The sequence below is a fragment of the Silvimonas soli genome (assembly GCF_030035605.1).
GTDB classification, from domain to species: domain Bacteria; phylum Pseudomonadota; class Gammaproteobacteria; order Burkholderiales; family Chitinibacteraceae; genus Silvimonas; species Silvimonas soli.
In genome coordinates this window covers 2,276,122-2,297,194 of sequence record NZ_CP106736.1, presented here as the reverse complement: position 1 = coordinate 2,297,194, position 21,073 = coordinate 2,276,122, and the positions used below count along the sequence as shown (strand labels likewise).

The 21,073-nt window shown below is 57.6% G+C and carries 18 protein-coding genes; 4 read left to right on the top strand and 14 right to left on the bottom strand.

What is annotated here, in order from left to right; genetic code table 11:
* Nucleotides 1-142 precede the first annotated feature (142 nt).
* Nucleotides 143-679: a YaeQ family protein gene (locus tag N7220_RS10610; protein WP_283147493.1), complete on the bottom strand. Its 537-nt coding sequence runs from the start codon at nucleotides 677-679 to the stop codon at nucleotides 143-145.
* Nucleotides 680-837: 158 nt separating this feature from the next.
* On the opposite strand from N7220_RS10610, the gene N7220_RS10605 reads away from it, so the two are divergent.
* The 3 genes from N7220_RS10605 to N7220_RS10595 all read left to right on the top strand — a co-directional run bounded on the left by N7220_RS10605 (nucleotide 838) and on the right by N7220_RS10595 (nucleotide 4,199).
* A complete protein-coding gene (locus N7220_RS10605) occupies nucleotides 838-2,097 on the top strand; it encodes a TIGR03862 family flavoprotein (RefSeq protein ID WP_283147492.1) in 1,260 nt (419 codons plus the stop codon).
* 61 nt (nucleotides 2,098-2,158) lie between these two features.
* Nucleotides 2,159-2,716: a flavin reductase family protein gene (locus N7220_RS10600; RefSeq protein WP_283147491.1), complete on the top strand. Its 558-nt coding sequence runs from the start codon at nucleotides 2,159-2,161 to the stop codon at nucleotides 2,714-2,716.
* A gap of 395 nt (nucleotides 2,717-3,111) precedes the next feature.
* Nucleotides 3,112-4,199 (top strand): IS3 family transposase gene (locus tag N7220_RS10595; RefSeq protein ID WP_283147490.1). Its coding sequence is split into 2 segments (ribosomal slippage): nucleotides 3,112-3,361 and nucleotides 3,361-4,199, totalling 1,089 coding nucleotides; the frame shifts between segments, so codons are not numbered across the junction.
* 304 nt (nucleotides 4,200-4,503) lie between these two features.
* Here N7220_RS10595 and N7220_RS10590 read toward each other — a convergent pair.
* From N7220_RS10590 to N7220_RS10570, 5 genes are all read right to left on the bottom strand, one after another.
* Nucleotides 4,504-4,971 (bottom strand): very short patch repair endonuclease, encoded by a 468-nt coding sequence (locus N7220_RS10590; RefSeq protein WP_283147489.1) that lies wholly within the window; start codon nucleotides 4,969-4,971, stop codon nucleotides 4,504-4,506.
* Between the two features lie 26 nt (nucleotides 4,972-4,997).
* Complete coding sequence (gene dcm, locus N7220_RS10585) at nucleotides 4,998-6,266, bottom strand: DNA (cytosine-5-)-methyltransferase (RefSeq protein WP_283147488.1); 1,269 nt, start codon at nucleotides 6,264-6,266, stop codon at nucleotides 4,998-5,000.
* A 94-nt stretch (nucleotides 6,267-6,360) separates the two neighbouring features.
* Nucleotides 6,361-6,813, bottom strand: coding sequence for a DUF4442 domain-containing protein (locus N7220_RS10580; protein WP_283147487.1), 453 nt, complete (start codon nucleotides 6,811-6,813; stop codon nucleotides 6,361-6,363).
* 123 nt (nucleotides 6,814-6,936) lie between these two features.
* Nucleotides 6,937-8,235 carry a DUF445 domain-containing protein gene (locus N7220_RS10575; protein WP_283147486.1) on the bottom strand — a complete coding sequence of 433 codons (1,299 nt, stop codon included), beginning with the start codon at nucleotides 8,233-8,235 and terminating at the stop codon, nucleotides 6,937-6,939.
* A gap of 100 nt (nucleotides 8,236-8,335) precedes the next feature.
* On the bottom strand, nucleotides 8,336-9,532 hold the full coding sequence (locus N7220_RS10570; RefSeq protein WP_283147485.1) for a glycosyltransferase: 1,197 nt from the start codon (nucleotides 9,530-9,532) through the stop codon (nucleotides 8,336-8,338).
* Between the two features lie 134 nt (nucleotides 9,533-9,666).
* Between N7220_RS10570 and N7220_RS10565 the strand changes: the two genes are divergently transcribed.
* A complete protein-coding gene (locus tag N7220_RS10565) occupies nucleotides 9,667-10,068 on the top strand; it encodes a DUF488 domain-containing protein (protein WP_283147484.1) in 402 nt (133 codons plus the stop codon).
* 34 nt (nucleotides 10,069-10,102) lie between these two features.
* On the opposite strand, the gene N7220_RS10560 is transcribed toward N7220_RS10565, so the two are convergent.
* The 8 genes from N7220_RS10560 to N7220_RS10525 form a co-directional block, all read right to left on the bottom strand.
* On the bottom strand, nucleotides 10,103-10,954 hold the full coding sequence (locus N7220_RS10560; RefSeq protein ID WP_283147483.1) for a polysaccharide deacetylase family protein: 852 nt from the start codon (nucleotides 10,952-10,954) through the stop codon (nucleotides 10,103-10,105).
* Between the two features lie 14 nt (nucleotides 10,955-10,968).
* A complete protein-coding gene (locus tag N7220_RS10555; RefSeq protein ID WP_283147482.1) occupies nucleotides 10,969-12,261 on the bottom strand; it encodes an O-antigen ligase family protein in 1,293 nt (430 codons plus the stop codon).
* Nucleotides 12,258-13,313: a glycosyltransferase gene (locus tag N7220_RS10550; protein WP_283147481.1), complete on the bottom strand. Its 1,056-nt coding sequence runs from the start codon at nucleotides 13,311-13,313 to the stop codon at nucleotides 12,258-12,260. The genes N7220_RS10555 and N7220_RS10550 overlap by 4 nt, the downstream gene beginning before the upstream one ends.
* On the bottom strand, nucleotides 13,310-14,059 hold the full coding sequence (locus N7220_RS10545) for a glycosyltransferase family 2 protein (RefSeq protein WP_283147480.1): 750 nt from the start codon (nucleotides 14,057-14,059) through the stop codon (nucleotides 13,310-13,312). Before N7220_RS10545 ends, N7220_RS10550 begins: the two co-directional genes overlap by 4 nt.
* A 3-nt stretch (nucleotides 14,060-14,062) precedes the next feature.
* Nucleotides 14,063-15,076 carry a hypothetical protein gene (locus N7220_RS10540; RefSeq protein ID WP_283147479.1) on the bottom strand — a complete coding sequence of 338 codons (1,014 nt, stop codon included), beginning with the start codon at nucleotides 15,074-15,076 and terminating at the stop codon, nucleotides 14,063-14,065.
* Between the two features lie 220 nt (nucleotides 15,077-15,296).
* Nucleotides 15,297-15,941 carry a response regulator gene (locus N7220_RS10535; protein ID WP_283147478.1) on the bottom strand — a complete coding sequence of 215 codons (645 nt, stop codon included), beginning with the start codon at nucleotides 15,939-15,941 and terminating at the stop codon, nucleotides 15,297-15,299.
* A gap of 103 nt (nucleotides 15,942-16,044) precedes the next feature.
* Entirely contained in the window at nucleotides 16,045-19,308 is a 3,264-nt protein-coding gene (locus N7220_RS10530; RefSeq protein ID WP_283147477.1) for a hybrid sensor histidine kinase/response regulator, read from the bottom strand.
* A 498-nt stretch (nucleotides 19,309-19,806) separates the two neighbouring features.
* Entirely contained in the window at nucleotides 19,807-20,766 is a 960-nt protein-coding gene (locus N7220_RS10525) for a fimbrial protein (protein WP_283147476.1), read from the bottom strand.
* Nucleotides 20,767-21,073 lie beyond the last annotated feature (307 nt).

Sequence of the window (21,073 nt, the reverse complement as noted above, 5' to 3'; positions counted from 1 at the left end):
TTATTTTGATCGGGTATCGGACAAGCTTACGGGATAGCGCCGCCAAACCCAAAGAACCAAACCATTTCAACATATGCCCTGATTGCCCATTTCCCAAGGCGCGGATGTTCACCCTGCTACGGTACGGCAGCGTTTTATGGCGTTACTTCAATGTGCGCAGCACTACCTGGATATTGTCTTTATCGGTAGACATCCAGATTTCGCCGTCCTGGATCGTGCATTGCAGTTGCATGGTGCGCTCGGCCAGACCGGCCAATGCGGTCAGCGTGGCGGGGTCCAGCGTCACCACATGCAGGTTGTCGAAGCGGTTGATCTCGGAAGCATTTTTGCCAAACCAGATATCCACCGCCGAACCGCCATAAGCGTAAATCCACGCTTGATCGGCACGCTGCGCGGCGCGCTTGATGCGCTTTTCGTCCTGCACGCCCAGATCAATCCACAATTCGATCTCGTCGGTCAGCGTACGCTGCCAGATCGACGGGTCTTCTTCGTCGCTGATGCCACGGCCGAACTCCAGTGTTTCTGAAGCGTGCAGCGCAAACGCCAGCAAGCGCAGCATCATGCGCTCGTCGGTTTCGGAAGGATGGCGGGCGATGGTCAGGTTATGCGTGCCGTAGTAGCCGCGATCCATATCAGCAATCGACAACTCGGCTTTGAAAATGGTGGATTTAAGCGCCACTGCGGCTCCGGCCTGAATCAGGTGTAAGGGGTGAGAAGTGCGGCAGTTTACTCGCTGCCAGCCTTTCTGCGCAGCCCAAGGCACGACCAGTCAGCGGGCAAGCCTGTGCGGGCTGTAGAATACCTGCTTTGAAACATGCCTTGATCCGGATTTTCTCCATGCCTGCATCCCCTTCTTCTGTTGTGGCAACGCCTGTAGTGGCCATTATTGGCGGCGGCCCGGCTGGCTTGATGGCGGCCGAGGTCATTGCCGCCAGCGGCGCGAGAGTCATGGTGTTTGATGCCATGCCCTCGGTTGGACGCAAGTTTTTGCTGGCGGGCGTGGGCGGCATGAATATCACCCATTCCGAGCCGATTGGTCCTTTCCTGCAACGCTATGCCCAGCGCAGTTCCGCACTGACACCGCTGATCTCGGCGTTTACGCCCGATCAGCTACAAGCCTGGATTCATGAACTGGGCATCCAGACCTTTGTCGGCACCTCCGGGCGGGTTTTTCCCAAGGAAATGAAAGCCGCGCCACTATTGCGGGCGTGGCTGCACCGGCTTAAAGAATCTGGCGTGAGCTTTCATGTGCGCCACCGCTGGCTCGGCTGGGATGCCGCCGGCAGCCTGCGCTTCGCCACGATGCAGGGCCAGCGAACCATCCAGGCTGACGCGGTGGTGCTGGCATTGGGTGGCGGTAGCTGGTCCCGGCTCGGGTCGGACGGCGCGTGGGTGCCATTGCTGGCGGAACGCGGAGTCGAGATCGCCCCGCTGCAAGCGTCAAATTGCGGGTTTGACGTGGGCTGGACTCCGATATTTGCGGACAAATTTGCCGGGGTTCCGCTCAAATCAGTGGCATTGTCGTTCACCAGCGCCAGCGGTGAAACCCACGCCAAACCGGGTGAATTTGTGGTGACACAAACCGGCATCGAAGGCAGCCTGGTTTATGCATTTTCGGCCCGCATCCGCGACCAGATCAACCAGCAAGGCAGCGCCACCATTTATGTCGATCTGGCGCCGGGTCGTAGCCTGGAACGAGTCACCACCGAAGTCGCCCTGCCCCGCGGTTCGCGCTCGTTATCCAGCCACCTGCAAAGCAAACTGGGCATTACCGGCGTCAAAGCGGGTTTGCTACGCGAAATGCTGAGCAAGGAAGAATTCGCCAATCCACTCAAACTGGCCCGTACCATCAAGGCGCTGCCAATTCGCCTGACCGCTCCGCGGCCATTGGACGAAGCGATCAGCACCGCCGGGGGTATCACTTTCGAGGCCATGGACCGACACTTGATGCTGCAGCGCTTGCCCGGCGTATTCTGCGCTGGCGAGATGCTCGATTGGGAAGCTCCCACCGGCGGCTATCTGCTGACAGCCTGCTTTGCCAGTGGCCGCGCGGCAGGTAGCGGCGCGGTGCAGTGGCTGGCGCAAAAGCACACTTGATCCCGCCGCTTGTTACCCCACCATAAAGAATACCTTCCCTGCTGATTTCTGGATTGAATATATGCGCACTCCGGTCGAACTCGCCAAATCCTACCGCCTGCTTAACCACGGCCCCACCGTGCTGGTCACCAGCGCCCACAACGGCCAGCACAACGTGATGGCCGCCGCTTGGGCCATGCCGCTGGATTTTGACCCGCCCAAAATGCTAGTCATTATCGATAAAGCCACCCTCACCCGCGAGTTGGTCGATGCCTCAGGCGAGTTCGCACTGAACATCCCCAGCCGGGCACTGGCGGCGCAAACGTTGGCAGTCGGCTCCAGTTCTGGCCGCGATGGCGACAAATTTGCCAACAGTGGCCTACAGTATTTCGCCGCCAGCAAAATCGGCGCGCCGCTGGTGGAAGGATGTCTGGGCTGGCTGGAATGCAAGGTGATCCAGGAACCGCATAATCAGCAGACTTACGACATGTTTATCGGTGAAGTCGTAGCCGCCCACGCCGACCCACGCGCATTTGAAAACGGCCATTGGCAGGCTGAGGAAGACCCGCTACGTCGGTCGATTCATTACATTGCGGGTGGGCAGTTTTTTGCGACGGGCGAGGCGTTTGAGGTGAAGTAAGCGCAGAGCGGGAATATTATATGGGCGGCTTGGCGAGCCCCTGGACCGGAGCGAATGCGGGTTTGTAGCCCGGATTCGCGAAGCAATCCGGGAGGCCAAACTGGCGATGGCCAGCAGGGTGGCCGGTTGATGCATTGCAACCCCGGATTCTCGCTTCGCTTCATCCGGGCTACTGACGTCGGGACTGCTGCTGGCAAGCAACCTGCAAACGTCGCCGGCCGAGAGTCGGAGACCTTAGGCTCCGACCGACCGAGGGAACGCAGGATGCGCGCAGAGAACGCCGGTCAGCAGTCTGTTCGTTTCCCCCGCTGCAACTTGCATCCCTGGTAATCCCCCCGGAAATTAATCGTCGCCAGAAGTAGAATTTTCTCCCTGAACCATCGAGGAAGTTTTGCATGAAGCGCTCACGCTTTTCCGACAGCCAGATCATTGCCATTCTCAAGCAGGCCGAGGGCGGCGCTCCCGTTCCAGAGCTGTGCCGGGAACACGGCATCAGTTCGGCCACCTTCTATAAATGGCGTAGCCGCTTTGGCGGCATGGATGCCTCGCTGATGGCCCGGCTCAAGGAACTGGAAGATGAGAACCGGCGGCTCAAGAAGATGTATGCCGAAGAACGGCTCAAGGCCGAGATCGTGCAGGAAGCACTGACAAAAAAGTACTGAAGCCATCTCGCCGGCGTGAGATGGCACAACACGCGGTGCGGGAGTTCGGGTGTGCTATAGCTGTGGCATGCAAGGCATTTGGTATCAGCCAGACCTGCTATCGCTACCAGTCCAGGAGTAACGTCATCAACGACGAGATCGCTGACTGGCTGATCCGGCTGACACACAACCAGCGCAACTGGGGCTTTGGCCTGTGCTTTTTGTATCTGCGTAACGTGAAGGGGTATCGCTGGAACCACAAGCGGGTGTACCGGATTTACCGGGAGCTGGCACTGAACCTGCGGATCAAGCCCAGAAAGCGCATCGTGCGGGAGAAGCCAGAGCCACTGGCTGTGCCGCACGCGGCCAACCAGTGCTGGTCAATGGACTTCATGCATGATCAGTTGGCGGATGGCCGCAGCTTCAGGCTGTTCAACGTCATTGACGACTTCAACCGCGAAGCACTGGCCATGGATGTGGACCTGTCCCTGCCGGCAGAACGGGTTGTGCGGGCGCTGGATCAGGTCATCGAATGGCGTGGTCAGCCCGAGGCCATCCGCAGTGACAACGGCCCGGAATATATCGGCAGCATGCTGGCGAACTGGGCCGCAAAACGGGGAATCCAGTTACTGCATATCCAGCCGGGCAAGCCGCAGCAGAATGCGTATGTTGAACGGTACAACCGCACGGTCCGGTATGACTGGCTGGGGCAATACCTGTTTGATTCGATTGAACAGGTGCAGGCACATGCAACGAACTGGATGTGGACTTACAATCACGAGCGACCGAATATGGCGCTTGGAGGAATCACCCCGAAACAGAAGCTGGCATTAACCCAATGACCTCTACTTCAGACCCCGGTTAAATACGGGGGGATTACCCCTGACTTTCATCGTCATTGTGGGGTTACCCCCGAGGGTCACGGCTTTTGACCTTGGGCCCCGTCGGACGCTAGCGTCCCGGGTCGCCTTTTCTTTGGTTTCTTTCTTTTGGCGACGCAAAAGAAAGAAACGTGCTCCCGGGCACCCCCGGGTATCAAACGCTTTTAACACCGTGCCGAAGGCGCTCCAGCTTTTGCAGTTGGGTTCAAGCGCAACCAAACGTCCGCGTATCAATGCGCACCCTGCAAACTACCCGCCCACCAAATCACAACCCCTCCACCCCCCGCTCACTAATCTGTGCCTCCTCATCCTCCCCCCGCAACCACCCCGCAATAAACTCCACCAACTGAAACCCAGCATCCCGCCGCGCCGCACGCACGGCACATTCCCACACCACCAGCACTCGCCAGCCCAGCGCCTTGAGCGCCAGATATTCGCGTTCATCCCGCGCGCGGTTGTGGGCGATTTTGTCCAGCCAGAATGCAGTACGGGTTTTCGGGACTTTGAAATAACGGCAATTGTGGCCATGCCAGAAGCAGCCGTGGACCAGGATCACTGTTTTGTATTTGGGCAAGATCAGATCAGGCTTGCCCGGCAGGGTTTTGACATACAAACGAAAGCGAAAACCCCGCGCGTGCAGGGCTTTACGGATCATTACCTCGGGCGAAGTGTTTTTGCCTTTGATACCCGACATCATGCGGCTGCGGGTGGCTGGGTCTACAACATCGGTCATTGCCCGCACCTCCCGCTCGCGCCAGATCAGGCTGGCGTAACGTCGGCAAACAGATCATTGAGCACCGGCGTGGTTTCCGGCTCAATCATCCACGGTTTCATGATGCGTGCTACTTCGCGGAACACTGGCACCACCACCGAATTGCCAAACTGCTTGTAGGCGCGCGTGTCCGAAACCGGAATGACAAAGTCATCCGGGTACCCCATCAGGCGGGCGCATTCACGCGGCGTGAGACGGCGTGGATTGTTACCCTCTCCCCGGCTGACCAGGATTTCCGAGCCATCTTTGTAATAGCGCGCCGACAAAGTCCGCGCCACGCTGTTTTCGGTGACCAGGCCAAAGCCAAAGCCGTTGCCTTTGGCGCGATGCTTCTCGGCGTAGTTCTGCAGATAGGCCCAAAGCTTGTCGGTAAGGATGTACTTGGGGTTGATCTGGCCGCTTTTGTGATCAAAAAACTTGTCGCCATCGTGTGTCAGCACCGGCTCGGTGCCATCGGTGCGATGCAGAATCTGCGCCATACGCGTTTCACCTTTGGCGGGCAGGTTGAGTAAATCCCAGTTGAACGGGGTCGGCTCACGGAACCCGACAATCACGATGCGCTCGCGATGCTGCGGCACCCAGTGCTGGCCGTCGATGATGCGGTAATGCACGTGATAACCGAGTTCCTCTCGCAGCGTGCGCAGGATCACGTCGAAGGTGCGGCCTTTATCGTGCGAGTGCAGATTCTTGACGTTTTCCAGCACAAACGCGCGCGGACGGCGGGCGGCGATGATGCGTGCCACATCAAAGAACAGCGTGCCTTGCGTGGCATCGGCAAAACCATGCAAACGGCCCAATGAGTTCTTTTTGGATACCCCGGCAATAGAGAACGGCTGGCACGGAAAACCCGCGAGCAACACATCGTGCGCCGGGATTTCATCCTCCGGCACCTTGGTGATATCGCCGTTCAGCGTTTGCCCATCCGGATAATTGGCGTGATAGGTTTTCTGCGCGTAGCTATCCCACTCGCTGGTAAACACACAGCGGCCGCCTTCTTGCTCGAACGCTTTGCGAATCCCGCCCACGCCCGCAAACAAATCGATGAACGTGAATTCTGCGGCTTGCTCGGGTGCGGATGCCGGCGCCAGCAACTGCTGCAGCGCCTGCGCGACATAGGCACGCGGCTCGCTCTGGCCGTTGATCCAGCGGGCGATGGTTGCCGGGTTCACGCCCAGGTGTTGGGCCAATTCAGTGCGGGAATAGCGGGTAAGGGTTTGTTGCAACAGGCTGTGGATTTGCTCGGCAGGCGCGTTCATGCAGGATTCGCTGGGAATTTTTCATGCATTATGCGTGGAATTGTTCCCCGAAACCAGCAGGACCAACGCCGACGAACCATCCGGGCTACATGGCTTAACGCTTGTGCGGTTTTTTGCGGACGTACACCGTTTTGCCGACAGTGGCGACCAGCTTGCCGGTCTGGTCGTGGATTTCGACTTGAAATTGCGCAAGGTGTTTGTCGCCGTTGGCCGTGGCCGCGCGGATAGCATCGATTTGCGCATCGTCCAGACTAAAGACGGCGGTCACCTTGCCGTAGCCGGGGCTCAGGAAGTTGATGTCGGCATGGCGATCCCACACGTAGTAATCGCTGCCCAGGTTCTGCATCAACATGGCCATATACCAGGGGTCGGTCATGGCGTAGAGGCTGCCGCCAAAGTGCGAGCGCATGATGTTCAGATTGATCTTGTACGAGCGCAGCTCTACCACGACCTGCCGAAAGTCCGGGGCCACGCGGGCGACGCGAATACCGGCGAACAGCAACGGAGGCCAGATGTTGATGAGGTGGCGCCAGAGGGAAACTTTCATAAGTCATACAAAGTGAGGACGATTAAGGAGCAACAGCCTGCCCGTTTCACGCGGGGATGGTCAATGCGCAATGGCCTGCAGGGGCCCGTTTAAAACAGGCGGCATGAACAGCCATTCTCGCCGCTAAAAGCCGAGGCCGTGGCGGGCGGAGTAGATCAGCAAGCCAATCAGGCCGCCGACCAGCGTGCCGTTGACACGAATGAATTGCAGATCAATCCCGACATTCAGTTCCAGCCGCTCGACCAGCACTTTGTCGTCCCAAGCCTTGAGTTGGTCAGCGATAAACCGGCCAATTTCGCTGCGATAACGCACCAGCGAGCGCGAAGCAAAATCACGCAATTGCTGATTGAGCCATTCGCCAAAGGCGCGATCTTCGTGCAACCGCAGCCCCAATTGTTTGATGGCCGCGCCCACGCGGCTGCGGATTTGCGAGTTCTCGCCAGTCAGATCTTGCTGCAGGCTGGCCAGCAAGGTGCCCCACAGACCATCCAGTTTTTCGTGCAGCGCTGGCGAAGCCAGTAGTGCATCTCGCCAGTTTTCCAGTTTCTGGCGCATGGCCGCGTCGTTCTGCAGATTATCGGCCAGCTCGGCCAGTTGCCGGTCAAACGTGGCGCGCAACGGGTGATCGGGCTGGACCAGTGCGTGGTCGATCTCCAGCAATGCGGCGGATACCAGCTTGCGCGCCAGATAACGCCCACCCGCTTCATCCAGCGCGACCCAGCGCAGTACATCAAACTCTTTGGCGATCAGCCCCGCGAGATAAGCCTGGGTTTTGGGCGATTCCAGTTGTGCCAGTAACTCCCGCAAAACGCCGTCGAGTATCTGCTGGTGGCGGTTATCCTGGCGCAGCAGCTGGATCAGCATGGCTGCACTGCCGCCGAAATCGGCACGCGCGATGCTTTTGAGCACCAGATCACGCGCAATGGCCGCCAGGCGCGGATCATCCAGCGTGCCCAGCACAAAGGTAAAGAAATGCGCCGCCTGATCGGTCAGTTCGCGCTTGGCCCCGGGGCGAGCCAGCCAGATTGCCAGCCGCCGCGCCGGGTTGAAGGCATCGATCCGCGTTAGTAATTGCTCTGGCTGCAAAAAGTGCGTTTCGATAAAACTGCCCAGATTATCGGCAATACGGTTTTTGTTTTTGGGGATGATGGCCGTGTGCGGAATGGGCACGCCCAATGGATAACGGAACAAGGCCGTAACCGCAAACCAGTCAGCCAGGCCGCCAATCATGGCAGCCTCGGCAAAAGCCGCCACATAACCCAGCGCTGGTGCTGCATGCTCATAGCGCAGACAGGTCAGATAAATGAGCGCCATGACCAGCAACAAGCCCGTGGCAAAGAGCCGGGCGTGGCGTAAACGCTGTGCCTTCAGCGCGTCGGCCTGGAAGTAAAGGCTGGGACTAGAGACGGATTCAGGCGGCATTGAATGGTAACTGGATAGACATCATGCCGTTCATCATAGGCGTTTGTGGCGCGCGTCGAGACCGGAAGATGTCTGATCGTCAGGTAGGTTGTGGCTAACGTTAGCGTGCGGCGAGCAGATCGCGGTAAACCTGCTCGGTGCCCTGCACAAAGGTATCGAGCGAAAATTCACGCACCGCTTTATCGCGCGCGGCGTGTGCCATGGCGGGTAGTTGCTCGCGCTGGGCCAATATGCCGGTCAACCATTGCGCCAAAGCAGCAGGATTACGCGCCGGCACTACCCAGCCATCAACGCCGGAAGTCACGTTTTCTGGCAGGCCACCCACATCCGATACCAGCGCCGGTTTGCCCATAGCCATCATTTCACGGCAGGCAAAGGAGATGGTTTCCTGGTGCGAAATCACAAAACCGATATCCAGCGCCGCGACCAGCGGGCGCACGTCATCCAGCAAACCGGAGAAGGTGACTCGTTCTGTCATGCCTAACGCCGCAACGCGCTCCACCTGGCGGGCGGACGGCGTTTCGCCAGCCATGACGATACGCACCTGGCGGCGCAGATTATCAGGCAACGTGGACACCGCTTCGACCAGATCCAGCCAGCCCTTGTAATCCGGCGTGCCCGCATTGCTACCGAGAGCCAGCACGTGTTGTTCGTTTGCTGGCAGCCATTGCGCCCGTGCAGCCTGAGTTGCAGCGGCATCCAGCGGCGCATAACGGGCCAGATCGATGCCGTTGTACACCACGCGCAAGGCGCCGTGGGCATAGGCTGTCTGCGCCAGTTTGCGGCGGGTGTATTCGCAAACGCAGATCACGCAATCGGTCGCAAAACGCGCCTTGAGCCAAGTGGCCAGACCCGTCACCGGCAAGTCATTGTGCTTGGTATAAACAATGCGCGGGCGCCGCTTGCCCTTGCCAATGATGGCAAGCATGGCCATGCGGTGATCGGCCGAACCATTGACATGAATGACATCAAAGCCGTGCCGGGCAATCAATCCACGCAATGCTTTGGTGGTGCGCAACACGGTGGGCAGGCGGTTGTTGAAGGCCAGATCGATTACCTGCACACCCGGTATGGCCGACGCCGCTTGGTAAAGACGACTGCTGGCCGGGGCCGCTACAAAAATCTCATGCCGGGGCGCCAAAGCGCGCGCCAGATTCATGATGTAGGTGGTATGACCGCCGCCATCACCGTTGTGAAAGTTGGTGTAGAGAATCTTCAAGCTGAGTATTTCCCGTGTTGGCGCGGTGAGTTTGCAGCGCGGACTTTGAACTGGCTTGTTGGCCAGTTCGCGCGGCATTGTCGCATGAGAGCCGGCGCAGCCCAAAGCCAGTGGCCTTGACGGCGGGTTGACCGGCGTCTCGCGCAATTGAAGTGGTCGGGTTTGCTATGATCCGGCAAACGCCAGATAGCTGACGGCACCTGGAGCGACTTATGAGTATCCGCATCGTTCAATTGGGCACGCCCCGAATCGCCGATGAAGGTGTGCGCATTGGTACGGTGCGCCGCCCACCGCGCGGCGTACCCAAAGCCGAATTCAGCAGCCGCGATTTCTACGACGTCTGGTTGCCCAATCTGTCACCCAGCGCCGAATTGGTCGCGCAAGCCAAAGCCGTGGTTACTGATAACGAATGGCAGCACTTTGCCCGGCAATTCCGGGCAGAGGTCAACACCGGGGATACTGGCAAAGTGCTGGATTTGCTGGCCGCGCTATCGGCCACCACCCACTTTGCTTTGGGCTGTTATTGCGAAAACGAGAACCGCTGCCATCGCGCGATTCTGCGCCAGTTGCTGGTGGAGCGCGGCGCGCAGATTCGCAAGGAACCAGAAGATTAAACACCACAGATCCGGGAATCCGTCGGGTGAATGGTCAGCGCTTTTTCTTCTGGTGTTGCTTGAGCCAGTAATGCGCGCCGCCCAGCAGCGGATTGCGCACTAGCCACAGTTTTTGCGCCAGCCAATCGGCACCACGCCCCTTCTCGCCGATGCGACAGATCCGCGCAGGATCGGTCCCCGGCACATTACGGGCATCATCGCGAGTGGTGTACAGATACTTGAAGCCAGCCTCACGCGCCACCTGCTGGTAGTCGGCGTCAAAATAGCCTTGCGGCCAGCACAGATGATCGGACACGCCACCCAGCCGCTGTTGCAACCTTGAGCGCGACTGGGCGATGTCCTGCGCCAGCCGCTCGCGTTTTTCACTGGCATAGGCACATTGCTTGTCCCAGCGAGTATGGGTGTGGGTGTGGCTGTGAAACTCGAAGGTACCCGCCGCACGCATGGTTTCAATTTCGCTCCAGCGCACAATGACGTCGTCGGCATGGCCGCTGGCAATAAGTTGTTCGCATTCGCCATGCGCCGGTGTTGCCGGTAACGCACCCTGCCCCTGCGTGGCGCGAACCGGACCGTCGCCCATCCAGCCAGTCACCAGAAACATCACCGCATTCAAACCATGCCGTTGCAACGCAGCGTGACCATAAACGTAGTTATCCAGATAACCGTCGTCAAAAGTCAGCAGTACGGATTTCTCCGGGACTGGCTCACCCGCCAGAAACCCGGCGAACGCGGCGGTATCGAGCGTGGTGTAACCGGCCTGGGCCAGCCAGCGCATTTGCGCGTCAAAATGTTCCGGTGACAGCGTAATCGGGCCGGGGGATGGCGAGACGTGGTGATACATCAATACCGGAACGGTACGGGCGCTGGCGTGCGATGGAGAATTCATGCGATCAATCTTGTTCAGGTCACAGACGGCGGAGCCGCTGTCACGTTACGCCGGGGATGCGAGAGCGCTAGAAATGCGGCTATCAACACGGTATAGACCGGTACGGTGCGCATGCCACGAAACATCAACTCACTCAGGCTGAACAGGGCGAAACAGCAACACAGCATGAGCCCCAGACTGGCCGCAACGCGAATGTTAAGGTCTGGCGTGGTGCGACGACGCCAGAAATACCAGGCGGGCACAAAGTAGATGGCGCAAATGGCAGTGAATCCAAGTATGCCGTAGCAGGAAAGCGCGGACAGAAAATCGTCATGTGGCTCGCCGAAATCTCCAGCCACGCCGGGCGTCACAATATGCAGAGGTACAAACTTGTGCAGCATAAGCGAGAACTCGCCTCCGCCACCCACGCCGAACAACGGTTGCAACATGAACATATGCAATGCAGCGCGCCACAGCTGTAAGCGGATGCCCAGCGACGTATCCAGATCGCTGCCATTAATAAAGCTCTGGATATCCTTGACCCCAACCATGGTGCGTTCATGCAGCGTGGGATTAATCCAGGCCAATAACCCCAGCAACACGAGCGCCAGCAGCAATGCCACTACACCCCAGCGTGCCCGGAAATGCGTGAAGGTAGTGAATGCGATAAAAGCGCAGATTGGGATGACCATCCAGCTACTGCGGGTTTCCGAAATCAGCACCGCATAAAAACAGGCGAGGCCGGTGAATATCTTGATGATCTGCTCGGCCCGCTTGAAACGCGTGAGCTGCCAGCCCAACGTCAGTAGCGTTGAGAGCCCGGCCAGCATGACCACATTGGCAAATGAAACCGCGTTGTAATTGGTGCCAATGGATGTCAGATAACCGCGATCGAGTCCCATGATTTTCATGACCACAATAATCATGAAGGCGCCGGATAAAGCCCCGACAATCAACCCCCACTGCACGTGCCGCAACAGGTCGTCTCTTACCTGCAGCAATAACCAGAATACCGGTATGGTGAGCGCGAAACGCAGCACTTTTTCGAAATCCGAACTGCTCCAGTTCTGATGCCAGGCACTGGTCGCCAGCAAAGACAAAGTGGGCAAGCTAAAGGCAAAAATCAGCAGTTTGTAGTCCCGCCACATTTCACGCCAGCTGACTCGCACCGTTTTGCGGGTAGCCAGAGTGACCAGACTGAACAAAAGCAGCAGGTAAAACAGAGTGGAGCTGGCGGATCTTGTGGCCAGCGCCAGCGCAGGCAACAGCGCCACCAGCAACACAATGGTGCCGCAAAACAGGTTTGCAGCTGGATTGGATCGACTCATCGAGATGCACGCTGTAGTTGGGTAAACAGATCAAGGTATGCGTTCGCCATGGTGTCGACGCTGTGCACGCTGCTGACATAAGCATGGGCTTTGTCGGTCATGGTATTGATCCAGGTTGGTTTATCGAGCAAGCGCGCAATATTGAGCGCCAGGGCAGTGGCATCGGCAACCGGGCTTAGCAGCCCGCGGTCATCCGCCAGCACCTCTTTAAGGCCGCCAGCGTCGGTGGATGCTACCGGAATCCGCGCACTAAAGGCATCCAGCACGCTGCTGCCCAGCCCTTCCTCACGCGAACTCATTACGAATACATCGAACAGGCCAAACAAAGCTTCCACTTGTTGCTGATAGCCTGCGAACAAAAATGTATCGGCCAGCCCCAGCGCTGACACACGGGCGCGGACCTCGGCTTCCATCGCCCCAGCACCGAAATGGATGAATACAAAGTCATCGCGCTGTTTACGCACTGCGGCGATGGCATCCACCAGCATCAACGGGTCTTTGTCTTCAGCCAGCGCGGAAGTCGTTGCCACCACCTTGCGTCCGTTTACACCCAGCCGCTGCGCCAGATCGGCAATGCGTTGCGCGTCGGGGACCACCGGCAAAACAGCGGAAGGAATGATCATGATGTCATGCACGCCCAGCGCCCGCACGCTGTCAGCGCAGGCCTCACTGATTGCCACTACCTGATCGGCCTTGCGATATTTGTAGCGGGTTAACAGGCCGCGCAGCTGGAACGCCACCCGCCGCGAATAAACGACCGGTTTTTGATGAAATAATTTGGTCAGCACGGCCCAGCTGAGCATATGGCCGGTTTGGGCGTGCAGAATGTCATAGCCCTCGCCATGCACCGCCAGAAAACTCAATACGCCCAGCAAGCAGCGATAGTCGTGCACGGCATAGCCTTCAGCGCGCGCACGTTCGGCGATCATGCCGCCTTTGCGGCAGAGCAATTCGACTTGATGGCCTTCGGCCCGGAACTGCTGCATCGACAAAAATGTTTGCCGCTCACCACCGCGCCAACCGGCTTCGAAATCCATTTCGAGAATTTTCATGCTTTGGGCTGCCGGTAAAGTTGGGCCAGTTTGGCATAACGATAGAAATTGCCGATTCCTGCGGCCACAGCCAGCAAAAAGCCTTCGCGTCCGTCCAGAAAACCGCGGCGCAGCAGATAAATACGTACAAAGGTCCAGAACCCGCGCAATATCGCGCCGCCTAGTGAAGCGCGCTTGCCTCGCGCAAACATGGCGTTGGCTGCATCGGTGGAATAGCGGTTCATTTTATTGAGCGCACTTTCCAGATCGGGATAGGTGTAATGCAGCAAGTGATTATGCAACCGCCCGATCGGCCCGCTAAATGCCACGCGTTCGTGCACCGCCACATCGGTAAAGCGCGCTGTGCCACGCCGGAACAAGCGCAGTACCGGATCAGGCCACCAGCCGCTGTGCCGAATAAACCGCCCGCAGTAGCTGGATAACCGGGGGATCTCGTAGGCATCGAACTTTGGGCTGGCCAGAATTTGCGCAATTTCGGCGGCCAGTTCAGGCGTGACGCGTTCGTCGGCATCAATCGACAAGACCCAGTCACCGTCAGCCAGATCGAGAGCACGGTTTTTCTGTGGGCCAAAACCGGGCCAGTCGGTCTCGAGTACCAGCGCACCCAATTCACGGGCCAGCTGAACTGAGCCATCGGTACTGCCGGAATCCACCACGACGATCTGGTCGGCAAAGGCTACAGATGCGAGGCAATCGCGCAGATTCGCCTCTTCGTTTTTAGTAATCAGAATGACTGAAAGGCGCATGCGTCAGGACTCGCTTCGCGGTGCGAGTGAGGAGGGAATCAAGGTGTGCCAGTCCAGTTTGGGAAAAATGTCTTCGCTTAACGCACTGTCCAGGGAAAGGTTATACACCTGTACGTTTCGGGCCTTGAGCAGCGCCGCCGCATCGCTGAAGGCCGGTTGAATGTGCCCGACAAACTGTCGGGACAACGCGCTGCCCAGTTGCTTGCCCGCCGTTTCATAAAAACGCGGCGTGGTGTTGGCCTCGGACAGATCCAGCCCGTGGATATAGATTTCCCGATAACCCAGCCACACCAGAAACTGCAACGCTGAATACGCAACCGTGCCACCGCCAAACAGGCCGCGCGTGATATCAAAGCTGAAGCCATGGGCGTGGACTTCGTTCCAGGCGTCGAACAGCACCAGTTCGGTGTCGTCTTTGAATTCGGCCTCAAGCTGCTCGGGCGTGGGTTTACGCAAGCCGACGCGCTGGTGCACTTCTTCAAACACCGCAATGCGGCAGACAATTTGCGCAGGCTCGAACAGATGCACGATCCAGCGCAACACCTCGGGCGTGACAAACAACAGCAGGTCTTCCCCCAGAATCTGCCGGACCAGGTGCTGGCGTTTGCGCACAAAACCGGCATCAAGCATGGCGTAATAGTCAAAGCGCAGTTGAGGATAGCGTTCCCGCAAAGCGATTGAACCATTCACCCCCATGGCGTGTGGCAGCGACAACTGGTTGTAGTCGATCCCGGCCACCGACGGACCACTAAGGATCAGGTGACAAGGACCGCTGGCATCACGCGGTAGCGTGTCCAGATTAACCAGCGCCGGCTGCGTGGCGCCGCGTACTGTACAACCAGTCAGTCGCCCGCGCGCGTCACGCTGCAGCTTCACGTACGGCCAGATCGGGGCGTTGTGGCGCATGTCTGCACCGTGGCTATAGCGATAGGCATAGCGCAGAAATTTGACGACCGGACGGGCGGTGAGCAAAGGGTTGGGCATGGGCTGACGGCTAGGCGAAACCAGTTGGGTCATTGGCCGCCCATTTTAGCAGGTCCAGCGCGGCGCCTACTGTTAGCCGCCCCTGACAGTAAAAAGCCCCACAGTTGTGAGGCTTTTGTTGTTTTTTACGCTTGTGTCTGCCCGTGTGATTCCGTACGAGCGCTCAGCCGTGCCGTTTGAAGCTGACGCATTTTCCCTCGAGAGATTCCGGGCTCGTCGACCAGTTTCAGCCAGGTTATTAGTTTTCCAATTTTTAATGTGAACCCGTCAGGCCCTGGCTTTGTGCGTATTCGTAGAGCTCTTTTTCATTGTTGATTCCCAATTTGCGCTGGGCGCTTTGCTTTTGGCTGCTGATGGTTTTGATACTGCGACAGAGCTTTTTTGCGATTTCTGAAACAGACAGCCCGTTCACATATAAACGCAGTACTTCGAGTTCTTTTACGCTCACGTGCGCAGTGGTATTTGGCTCCGCCCCAGGCCGCATGTTCAGTTGCGCCAGCGTGGTCTTGCTCAAATAATAATGCCCACCACACGCCGATCTGACGGCCGCCCGCATTTCGTCTGCACTGCAACCTTTCAACAGCAACCCTTCCACACCAGCTTTCAAAATTTCATTGAGTATCGGCGGGTTGGTCATCATCGTCAGAATGATGATCCGCAATTCAGGAAAATGGCGCTTGAGATGAGAAATCAAATTCATGCCATCGCCGTACTTGCCATCCGGCATTTGAAAATCGCAAATCAACACGTCTGGCTTTTGTTGCTGCAACAAGACGACCAAATCGGTTGAACTGGTTGCCGTGCCGCAAACTTCGATGTTTGGATCATCCGCAAGCGCGGCCATTACGCCCAGGATAACCATGGGATGATCATCGGCGATGACGAGTCTGGTTTTCATAATGCAAATTACTCCAGGCCGAGGCCTTTGCTGGGTGGATTTCCGGTGCGCGGCTCGCAATACTGCCGGGTACACCGGGTCGGTTAGACGGATGCTTCATGGCTCAGGTTGATGTAATAGACGCCTCAGCCCGCATGCGGGAAAGCAGATCTTGCAGCCGGGATTGCAAAGTTAGCCAGCAAGCATTGAAACCTGGTGAGTCCATCGCCTGCTGTGCCAGTTTTTTCTCCAGGCTGCGGCATTGGCGGCTATGTGCGTCGTAGCCTACGACGGCCAGCGCGCCGGCCAATGCATGCAACCGCTGTTGCATTGCGACCTTGTCCTTGGCAACGAAGGCCTGTTGCAGCGTGGCAATATCGGCTTCCAGGCTACGGACCATCAGTTCCCACGGCAGAACGTTCGACGGTTTGGCGGGCGCACTGACTGTCGCACCGGAGGCTGCCGGCATCTGGTCAAGCAGCGCACGCAGGGCCTCAGTCTGTACGGGCTTGGTCAGAAAATAGTCCACTCCGGCCGCACGGCAACGTTCTTGTTCATCGCGATAAACATTGGCGGTAATGGCGATAATGGGCACCGTTATGCCTTGTGCGCGCAACGCCCGCACCAGGGTGTAGCCATCCATACGCGGCATCTGGATATCGGTAATGATCAAGTCATAAGCGGCTTGGTGAATTTGCTCCAGCGCGACAAGCCCATCACCGGCCAGGTCCACCATCTGGCCCAGCGCCTCCAGTTGGCCTTGCATCACAATCTGGTTGACCGGGTGATCTTCAACCAGCAAAACCCGCAGCTGACGTCGCGCCGCCCTGCGCTGCGGCGCTTGCAATGCCTCAGCCTGACGCGGGGCGCGACCGGCGGCTTTCATGACAGCCAGGATCAAGCCATTGCGGTTCAGCCAGGACACTGTGGCTGCCCGCGGCGCCGGTCCGGGCATCACACCGGGCGCCAAGACAATGTTTGCAGCTGGATGCTGCGACGCCAGGTGGGTATCGGTCAGCAAAATGGCATTGCCTTTGTAGGGCGAGCCCGCATCGATGACTTGGGCATGGTGCCAGCGTAACCAGCGTTCTACGTCGGCTTTCATTTCGGGCAGGGCCAACGCCAGTCGAACGGTAATACCGCGCAATTGCATTGGCACGTCATGATCCAGCGAGCCGTGGAGTTCGTCATATGGCAGGCTCAAGCGGAAACAGGAACCAAAGCCCGCTTCACTCATGAGATGGATTTCGCCATCCATCAAGGCCAGCAACCGTTTGCAAATGGATAACCCCAAACCCGTGCCGCCGTAACGCCGGGAGTCTGACTGCTCTACCTGCACAAACGGCGTAAACAGCCGTTTCTGGTCTTCCGGACTAATACCTATACCGGTATCGAGTACCTTGATTTCCAGCCGGGGCACATGGTTTTCCATCACCGACGCAACGTTGATCACGACCTTGCCACGCTCGGTAAACTTGAGTGCGTTGCCCACCAGGTTATTGAGGATCTGTTCCAGCCGTGCGCCGTCGATCATGATTTCGCCGCGGAACAATGGGTCGATAACGCAATAGAATTCGATACCTTTGGCCAGGGCAATTTCGCCGAAGTTGCGGGCTACACCCTCAACCAGATCGACCAGGTTACAAGGTTGCGGCCGGATCACCATTTGCCCGGCTTCAATCTTGCTGAAATCCAGCACGTCGTTAATGGTGTTCAGCAGCGAGTCCGAAGACCGTTTGAGCACATCTAGCCGGCTGCGTTGCTGCGCATCCAGTTCAGTCATGTCCAGCAGTTCAATGCCGCCCAGCATGCCGTTTAACGGCGTGCGGATTTCATGGCTCATGGTGGCAAGAAACGCTGATTTGGCACGATTGGCCTCGGCCGCTGCGGCGACGGCTTGTTTGAGCTGTATCTCGGAATTGCGCGCCACGGTGCAATCGTTCAACGTAATCAACAAGGCCGCCATACCCTGGTAAATGCTGGCGACGAGGCGTACTTCCAGGTAGCGCGGTTCGCCCTGCATGCAGGCCAGTTCAACTTCGAACTGAACCGTTTCATTCTGGCTATCCACAGAGGGCGCAGCCGCCTGACACAGACCGATCAGGCGCTGCACTTCTCCCTCAGCGGCATCATCAGCCAGTTTGCGGGCCAGGACGTTACGTTTGAGGATTTTTCCGTTATCTCGTTGGGCGATCATCAAACTGACCGGGGCAATTTGCACCACTCCGCGGTTGAAGGCTTCGCTTTCCTGCATCAACGCCGACTGGCGCAAGGTGGGCCGCAAAATGCGCCGGTCGATCTGCATGATCCAGACCACCATCAGCCCGATTCCGCTCAATCCCAGCCCCAGCAATAGCAGTACCGAAGAACGCAAGTTTGACCAGATCAGGCTTGCGGGTAACGCAGCCTGCGTTTGCAAGTCGCCCTCGGTCCGCTTGAAGAGCACTGACCAGTGCAACCGGCCCAGCCAGACCCAAGTACCGTCGTTATCGATATTGACCGCCTGCACTGCGCGCTCGGTAATCCGTTGCAATACCGGGTCAAGCGTTTCAGAGTCGCTCAGCGTGCCTTTGCCGTCAGGCAAGACCATGCCAAAACCGGGTAACAAGTGTTGATCTGCCAGGAAGGTCGACACGGGGACATCGATGGCCAGCAGGGCGACTGGAATATCATGCCTTTGCACGAGCGCAACCAGCGTGACCACAGGTTTGCCGCTGAGCGGGTCTACCATCGGTTCCAGCATGATCACGCTATCGGGATCGGCATAAAGGGCTTGCAGAATGGCTGTTGAGCGAACACGCGCCAAAATCTGGCTGGCGTAACGCTGGCGCCATGCGTCATCGCTCAGATGCACCTGGGCCTCGCCTTGCCGACGGGGAATAACATAAAACTGGTCCGATCGTAGCCCCACAATGTAGGCGTTACGCAGGTCTCTGTACTGCGCACCATTGATGCGCCAGCAAAATGACAGCAGCGTAGAGAGCGTGCCGGTTTCGGTCGGGCCTGCCGTAGCGCCGCCATCCGGATACGCTGGCAGCGCCTGATATTGACCGTCTCCACCATCACGCAGATTTTCTATCAAGCGGCGAGCCTCAACATCCCTGGGCTGGCCGCCGTGATCCAGATCGCTCAAGTGCTCCAGCATGGATGCAAGATTGCCAGCCTGTTGCCGGGCAATATCCACGCGGCGGGCGGCCTCCTGGCTCTGCTGCCCGAAAGTGGCGGCCAGTTGCGCGACGCTGTGGTCTACTTTCTGTTGCACCACCACAGCAATCACCATCAGCACCAAGCCACCCACAGCGATGGTCAGACACCACATCAGCATGCGAATTTGCTGCATGCTTAACGATAGTGTTTTCCATTTTCCCAAGGTCAGCAGCTTGCGCATGTCAGTTCCCCGCTACTGCTGCGGCCACACGCGAGCGCAGCGCCAGCAGCGTTGAAGCGTGCTTTGACTTGGCAACCCAACTCGTCAGTACCGTGACGCCCTCACAACCGACCGGTTGTGCGTCTTGAAGCGCACTGACGCGGGATTCCGGCAGCGGATACACAAATGGGTAAAGAAGGCTTGTTGCGATAAAGGGCTGGGACACGGCAGGCTTCACACGATCAGATTTGCTCACGCCTGAAACCAGAAAAGGTTGTTCAGGACCAAGCCGTATCTTGCAGATGCCTAGGATTTTTCTTAATCAGCGATCCCTTAAAATTCGTTCCCCGTGGTTTGCCAGCAGGGAGGCGCTTTCCTGCCGGGCAGGGCGCGCACCTGTCTTCAGATCAACCCTGTTTCGCCGGTTGGACGGCCACGGCAGCTATCAAAGGCCCCCCACATAACAAAACCCCACAACCCTTTCGGGTAATGGGGTTCCTTTTTTAGGCCAGAAAATGGCTATTGGTAGCTCATGGTAAACGTCAAAGACGTATTGGCTGACCCTGATCCCAGCGGCGAGCTGGTTTGGTAGTAACGGGCTTTCAGCGGAATCGTATAATTACCGCCCGTTGCGCTGTTATAACCTGCCAGGGTTTGTTGCGTGCCCAGGGGAAGTGCATTACCGGAGTTATCTAGCAGCTGCACACCAATACCTGTGGCGGAAGATGAGGAATCCAGCGCAACCACAGAGTTGGCCGCATTCAATACCGTTGTTGTCGGATCAATTTGATATTTGATGGTGTTTATACCCGACGGGCACGCTTGCAGAGTGATATTGAAATTGGTCGATGCTGTAAACGTATTAACGCCAGCAAACTCCGACCCCTGATGCGTCCCCATGGGTACGACGACATCCCCGGTGGAACACGCCAGTGGAGTAAAGACGATGTCGTTGGCCAAGGTCACCACAATGTTCTGCAGATCACCCGTATTGAATGAGCCAAGAACGCCCGCTGGAATCACCGTCCCTGGCGCAACAGGGCCAATTCTGGTCAGAGTAATGGCATGTTGAGCACCGCCGAGCCCCCCGCCACCGTTAAAGCCCGACAAATAAATGCCATAGCTGGTCAAGGGCTGCCCTGACCAACTCCAGGTCCATGCGAGACCAGTGTTTCCTATCGGTTGTGCAATACCGGGGCTCGGCGCATTGGGGCCACGCGCATTAACCACCCCACCATTGGCGTTGACACAGTTCGTGACCATGAAGGAGCCGCCAACGCTAAAAGAACCGGTATTGACGAGAGAAGCTCCCATTGTTTCGTCCCGCGGCATGGGTACAGAACCCGGGAGATTGACCGTGTAATAACCCGTGGCATTACTTGGCGCCCACTGGCAATTTGTTGCGCTAGCCATGCCAGAGCACAATCCAGCAACGCTAAACGCCAAAACAGCAAAAAAACGTACATATCGCTTGAGCATCTCGTTAACTCCGTACTTGCGTGCACCCAGCGATGAGATGCGCAATTTACTGTGAACCACTTGTTGTCTGCCGCAGTTTTCCGGACCAATTCAGTGGAGGTGTCAGGTTCGGACTATTTCGGACTATTTCGGGCTGGTGCAGATTTGAAGGGCAGCGCTCACTAAAATACTGACCTTCAGCTTAATCCCTGCCTGAAACCAGAACACGTAAGTCAGGGCCGAGCCGTATCTTGCAGTTAGCTAGGAATTTTCTTAATCAGCGATCCCTTAAAAACGGCCACACCTCGAACTAATGCCAATACAACAG

Bases quoted from the DNA above. Each gene is read 5' to 3' on its own strand.
- N7220_RS10605 (WP_283147492.1), top strand. From the start codon at position 838: ATGCCTGCATCCCCTTCTTCTGTTGTGGCAACGCCTGTAGTGGCCATT.
- N7220_RS10600 (WP_283147491.1), top strand. From the start codon at position 2,159: ATGCGCACTCCGGTCGAACTCGCCAAATCCTACCGCCTGCTTAACCAC.
- N7220_RS10590 (WP_283147489.1), bottom strand. From the start codon at position 4,971: ATGACCGATGTTGTAGACCCAGCCACCCGCAGCCGCATGATGTCGGGT.
- dcm (WP_283147488.1), bottom strand. From the start codon at position 6,266: ATGAACGCGCCTGCCGAGCAAATCCACAGCCTGTTGCAACAAACCCTT.
- N7220_RS10580 (WP_283147487.1), bottom strand. From the start codon at position 6,813: ATGAAAGTTTCCCTCTGGCGCCACCTCATCAACATCTGGCCTCCGTTG.
- N7220_RS10575 (WP_283147486.1), bottom strand. From the start codon at position 8,235: ATGCCGCCTGAATCCGTCTCTAGTCCCAGCCTTTACTTCCAGGCCGAC.
- N7220_RS10570 (WP_283147485.1), bottom strand. From the start codon at position 9,532: ATGCCGCGCGAACTGGCCAACAAGCCAGTTCAAAGTCCGCGCTGCAAA.
- N7220_RS10565 (WP_283147484.1), top strand. From the start codon at position 9,667: ATGAGTATCCGCATCGTTCAATTGGGCACGCCCCGAATCGCCGATGAA.
- N7220_RS10560 (WP_283147483.1), bottom strand. From the start codon at position 10,954: ATGAATTCTCCATCGCACGCCAGCGCCCGTACCGTTCCGGTATTGATG.
- N7220_RS10555 (WP_283147482.1), bottom strand. From the start codon at position 12,261: ATGAGTCGATCCAATCCAGCTGCAAACCTGTTTTGCGGCACCATTGTG.
- N7220_RS10550 (WP_283147481.1), bottom strand. From the start codon at position 13,313: ATGAAAATTCTCGAAATGGATTTCGAAGCCGGTTGGCGCGGTGGTGAG.
- N7220_RS10545 (WP_283147480.1), bottom strand. From the start codon at position 14,059: ATGCGCCTTTCAGTCATTCTGATTACTAAAAACGAAGAGGCGAATCTG.
- N7220_RS10540 (WP_283147479.1), bottom strand. From the start codon at position 15,076: ATGACCCAACTGGTTTCGCCTAGCCGTCAGCCCATGCCCAACCCTTTG.
- N7220_RS10535 (WP_283147478.1), bottom strand. From the start codon at position 15,941: ATGAAAACCAGACTCGTCATCGCCGATGATCATCCCATGGTTATCCTG.
- N7220_RS10530 (WP_283147477.1), bottom strand. From the start codon at position 19,308: ATGCGCAAGCTGCTGACCTTGGGAAAATGGAAAACACTATCGTTAAGC.
- N7220_RS10525 (WP_283147476.1), bottom strand. From the start codon at position 20,766: ATGCTCAAGCGATATGTACGTTTTTTTGCTGTTTTGGCGTTTAGCGTT.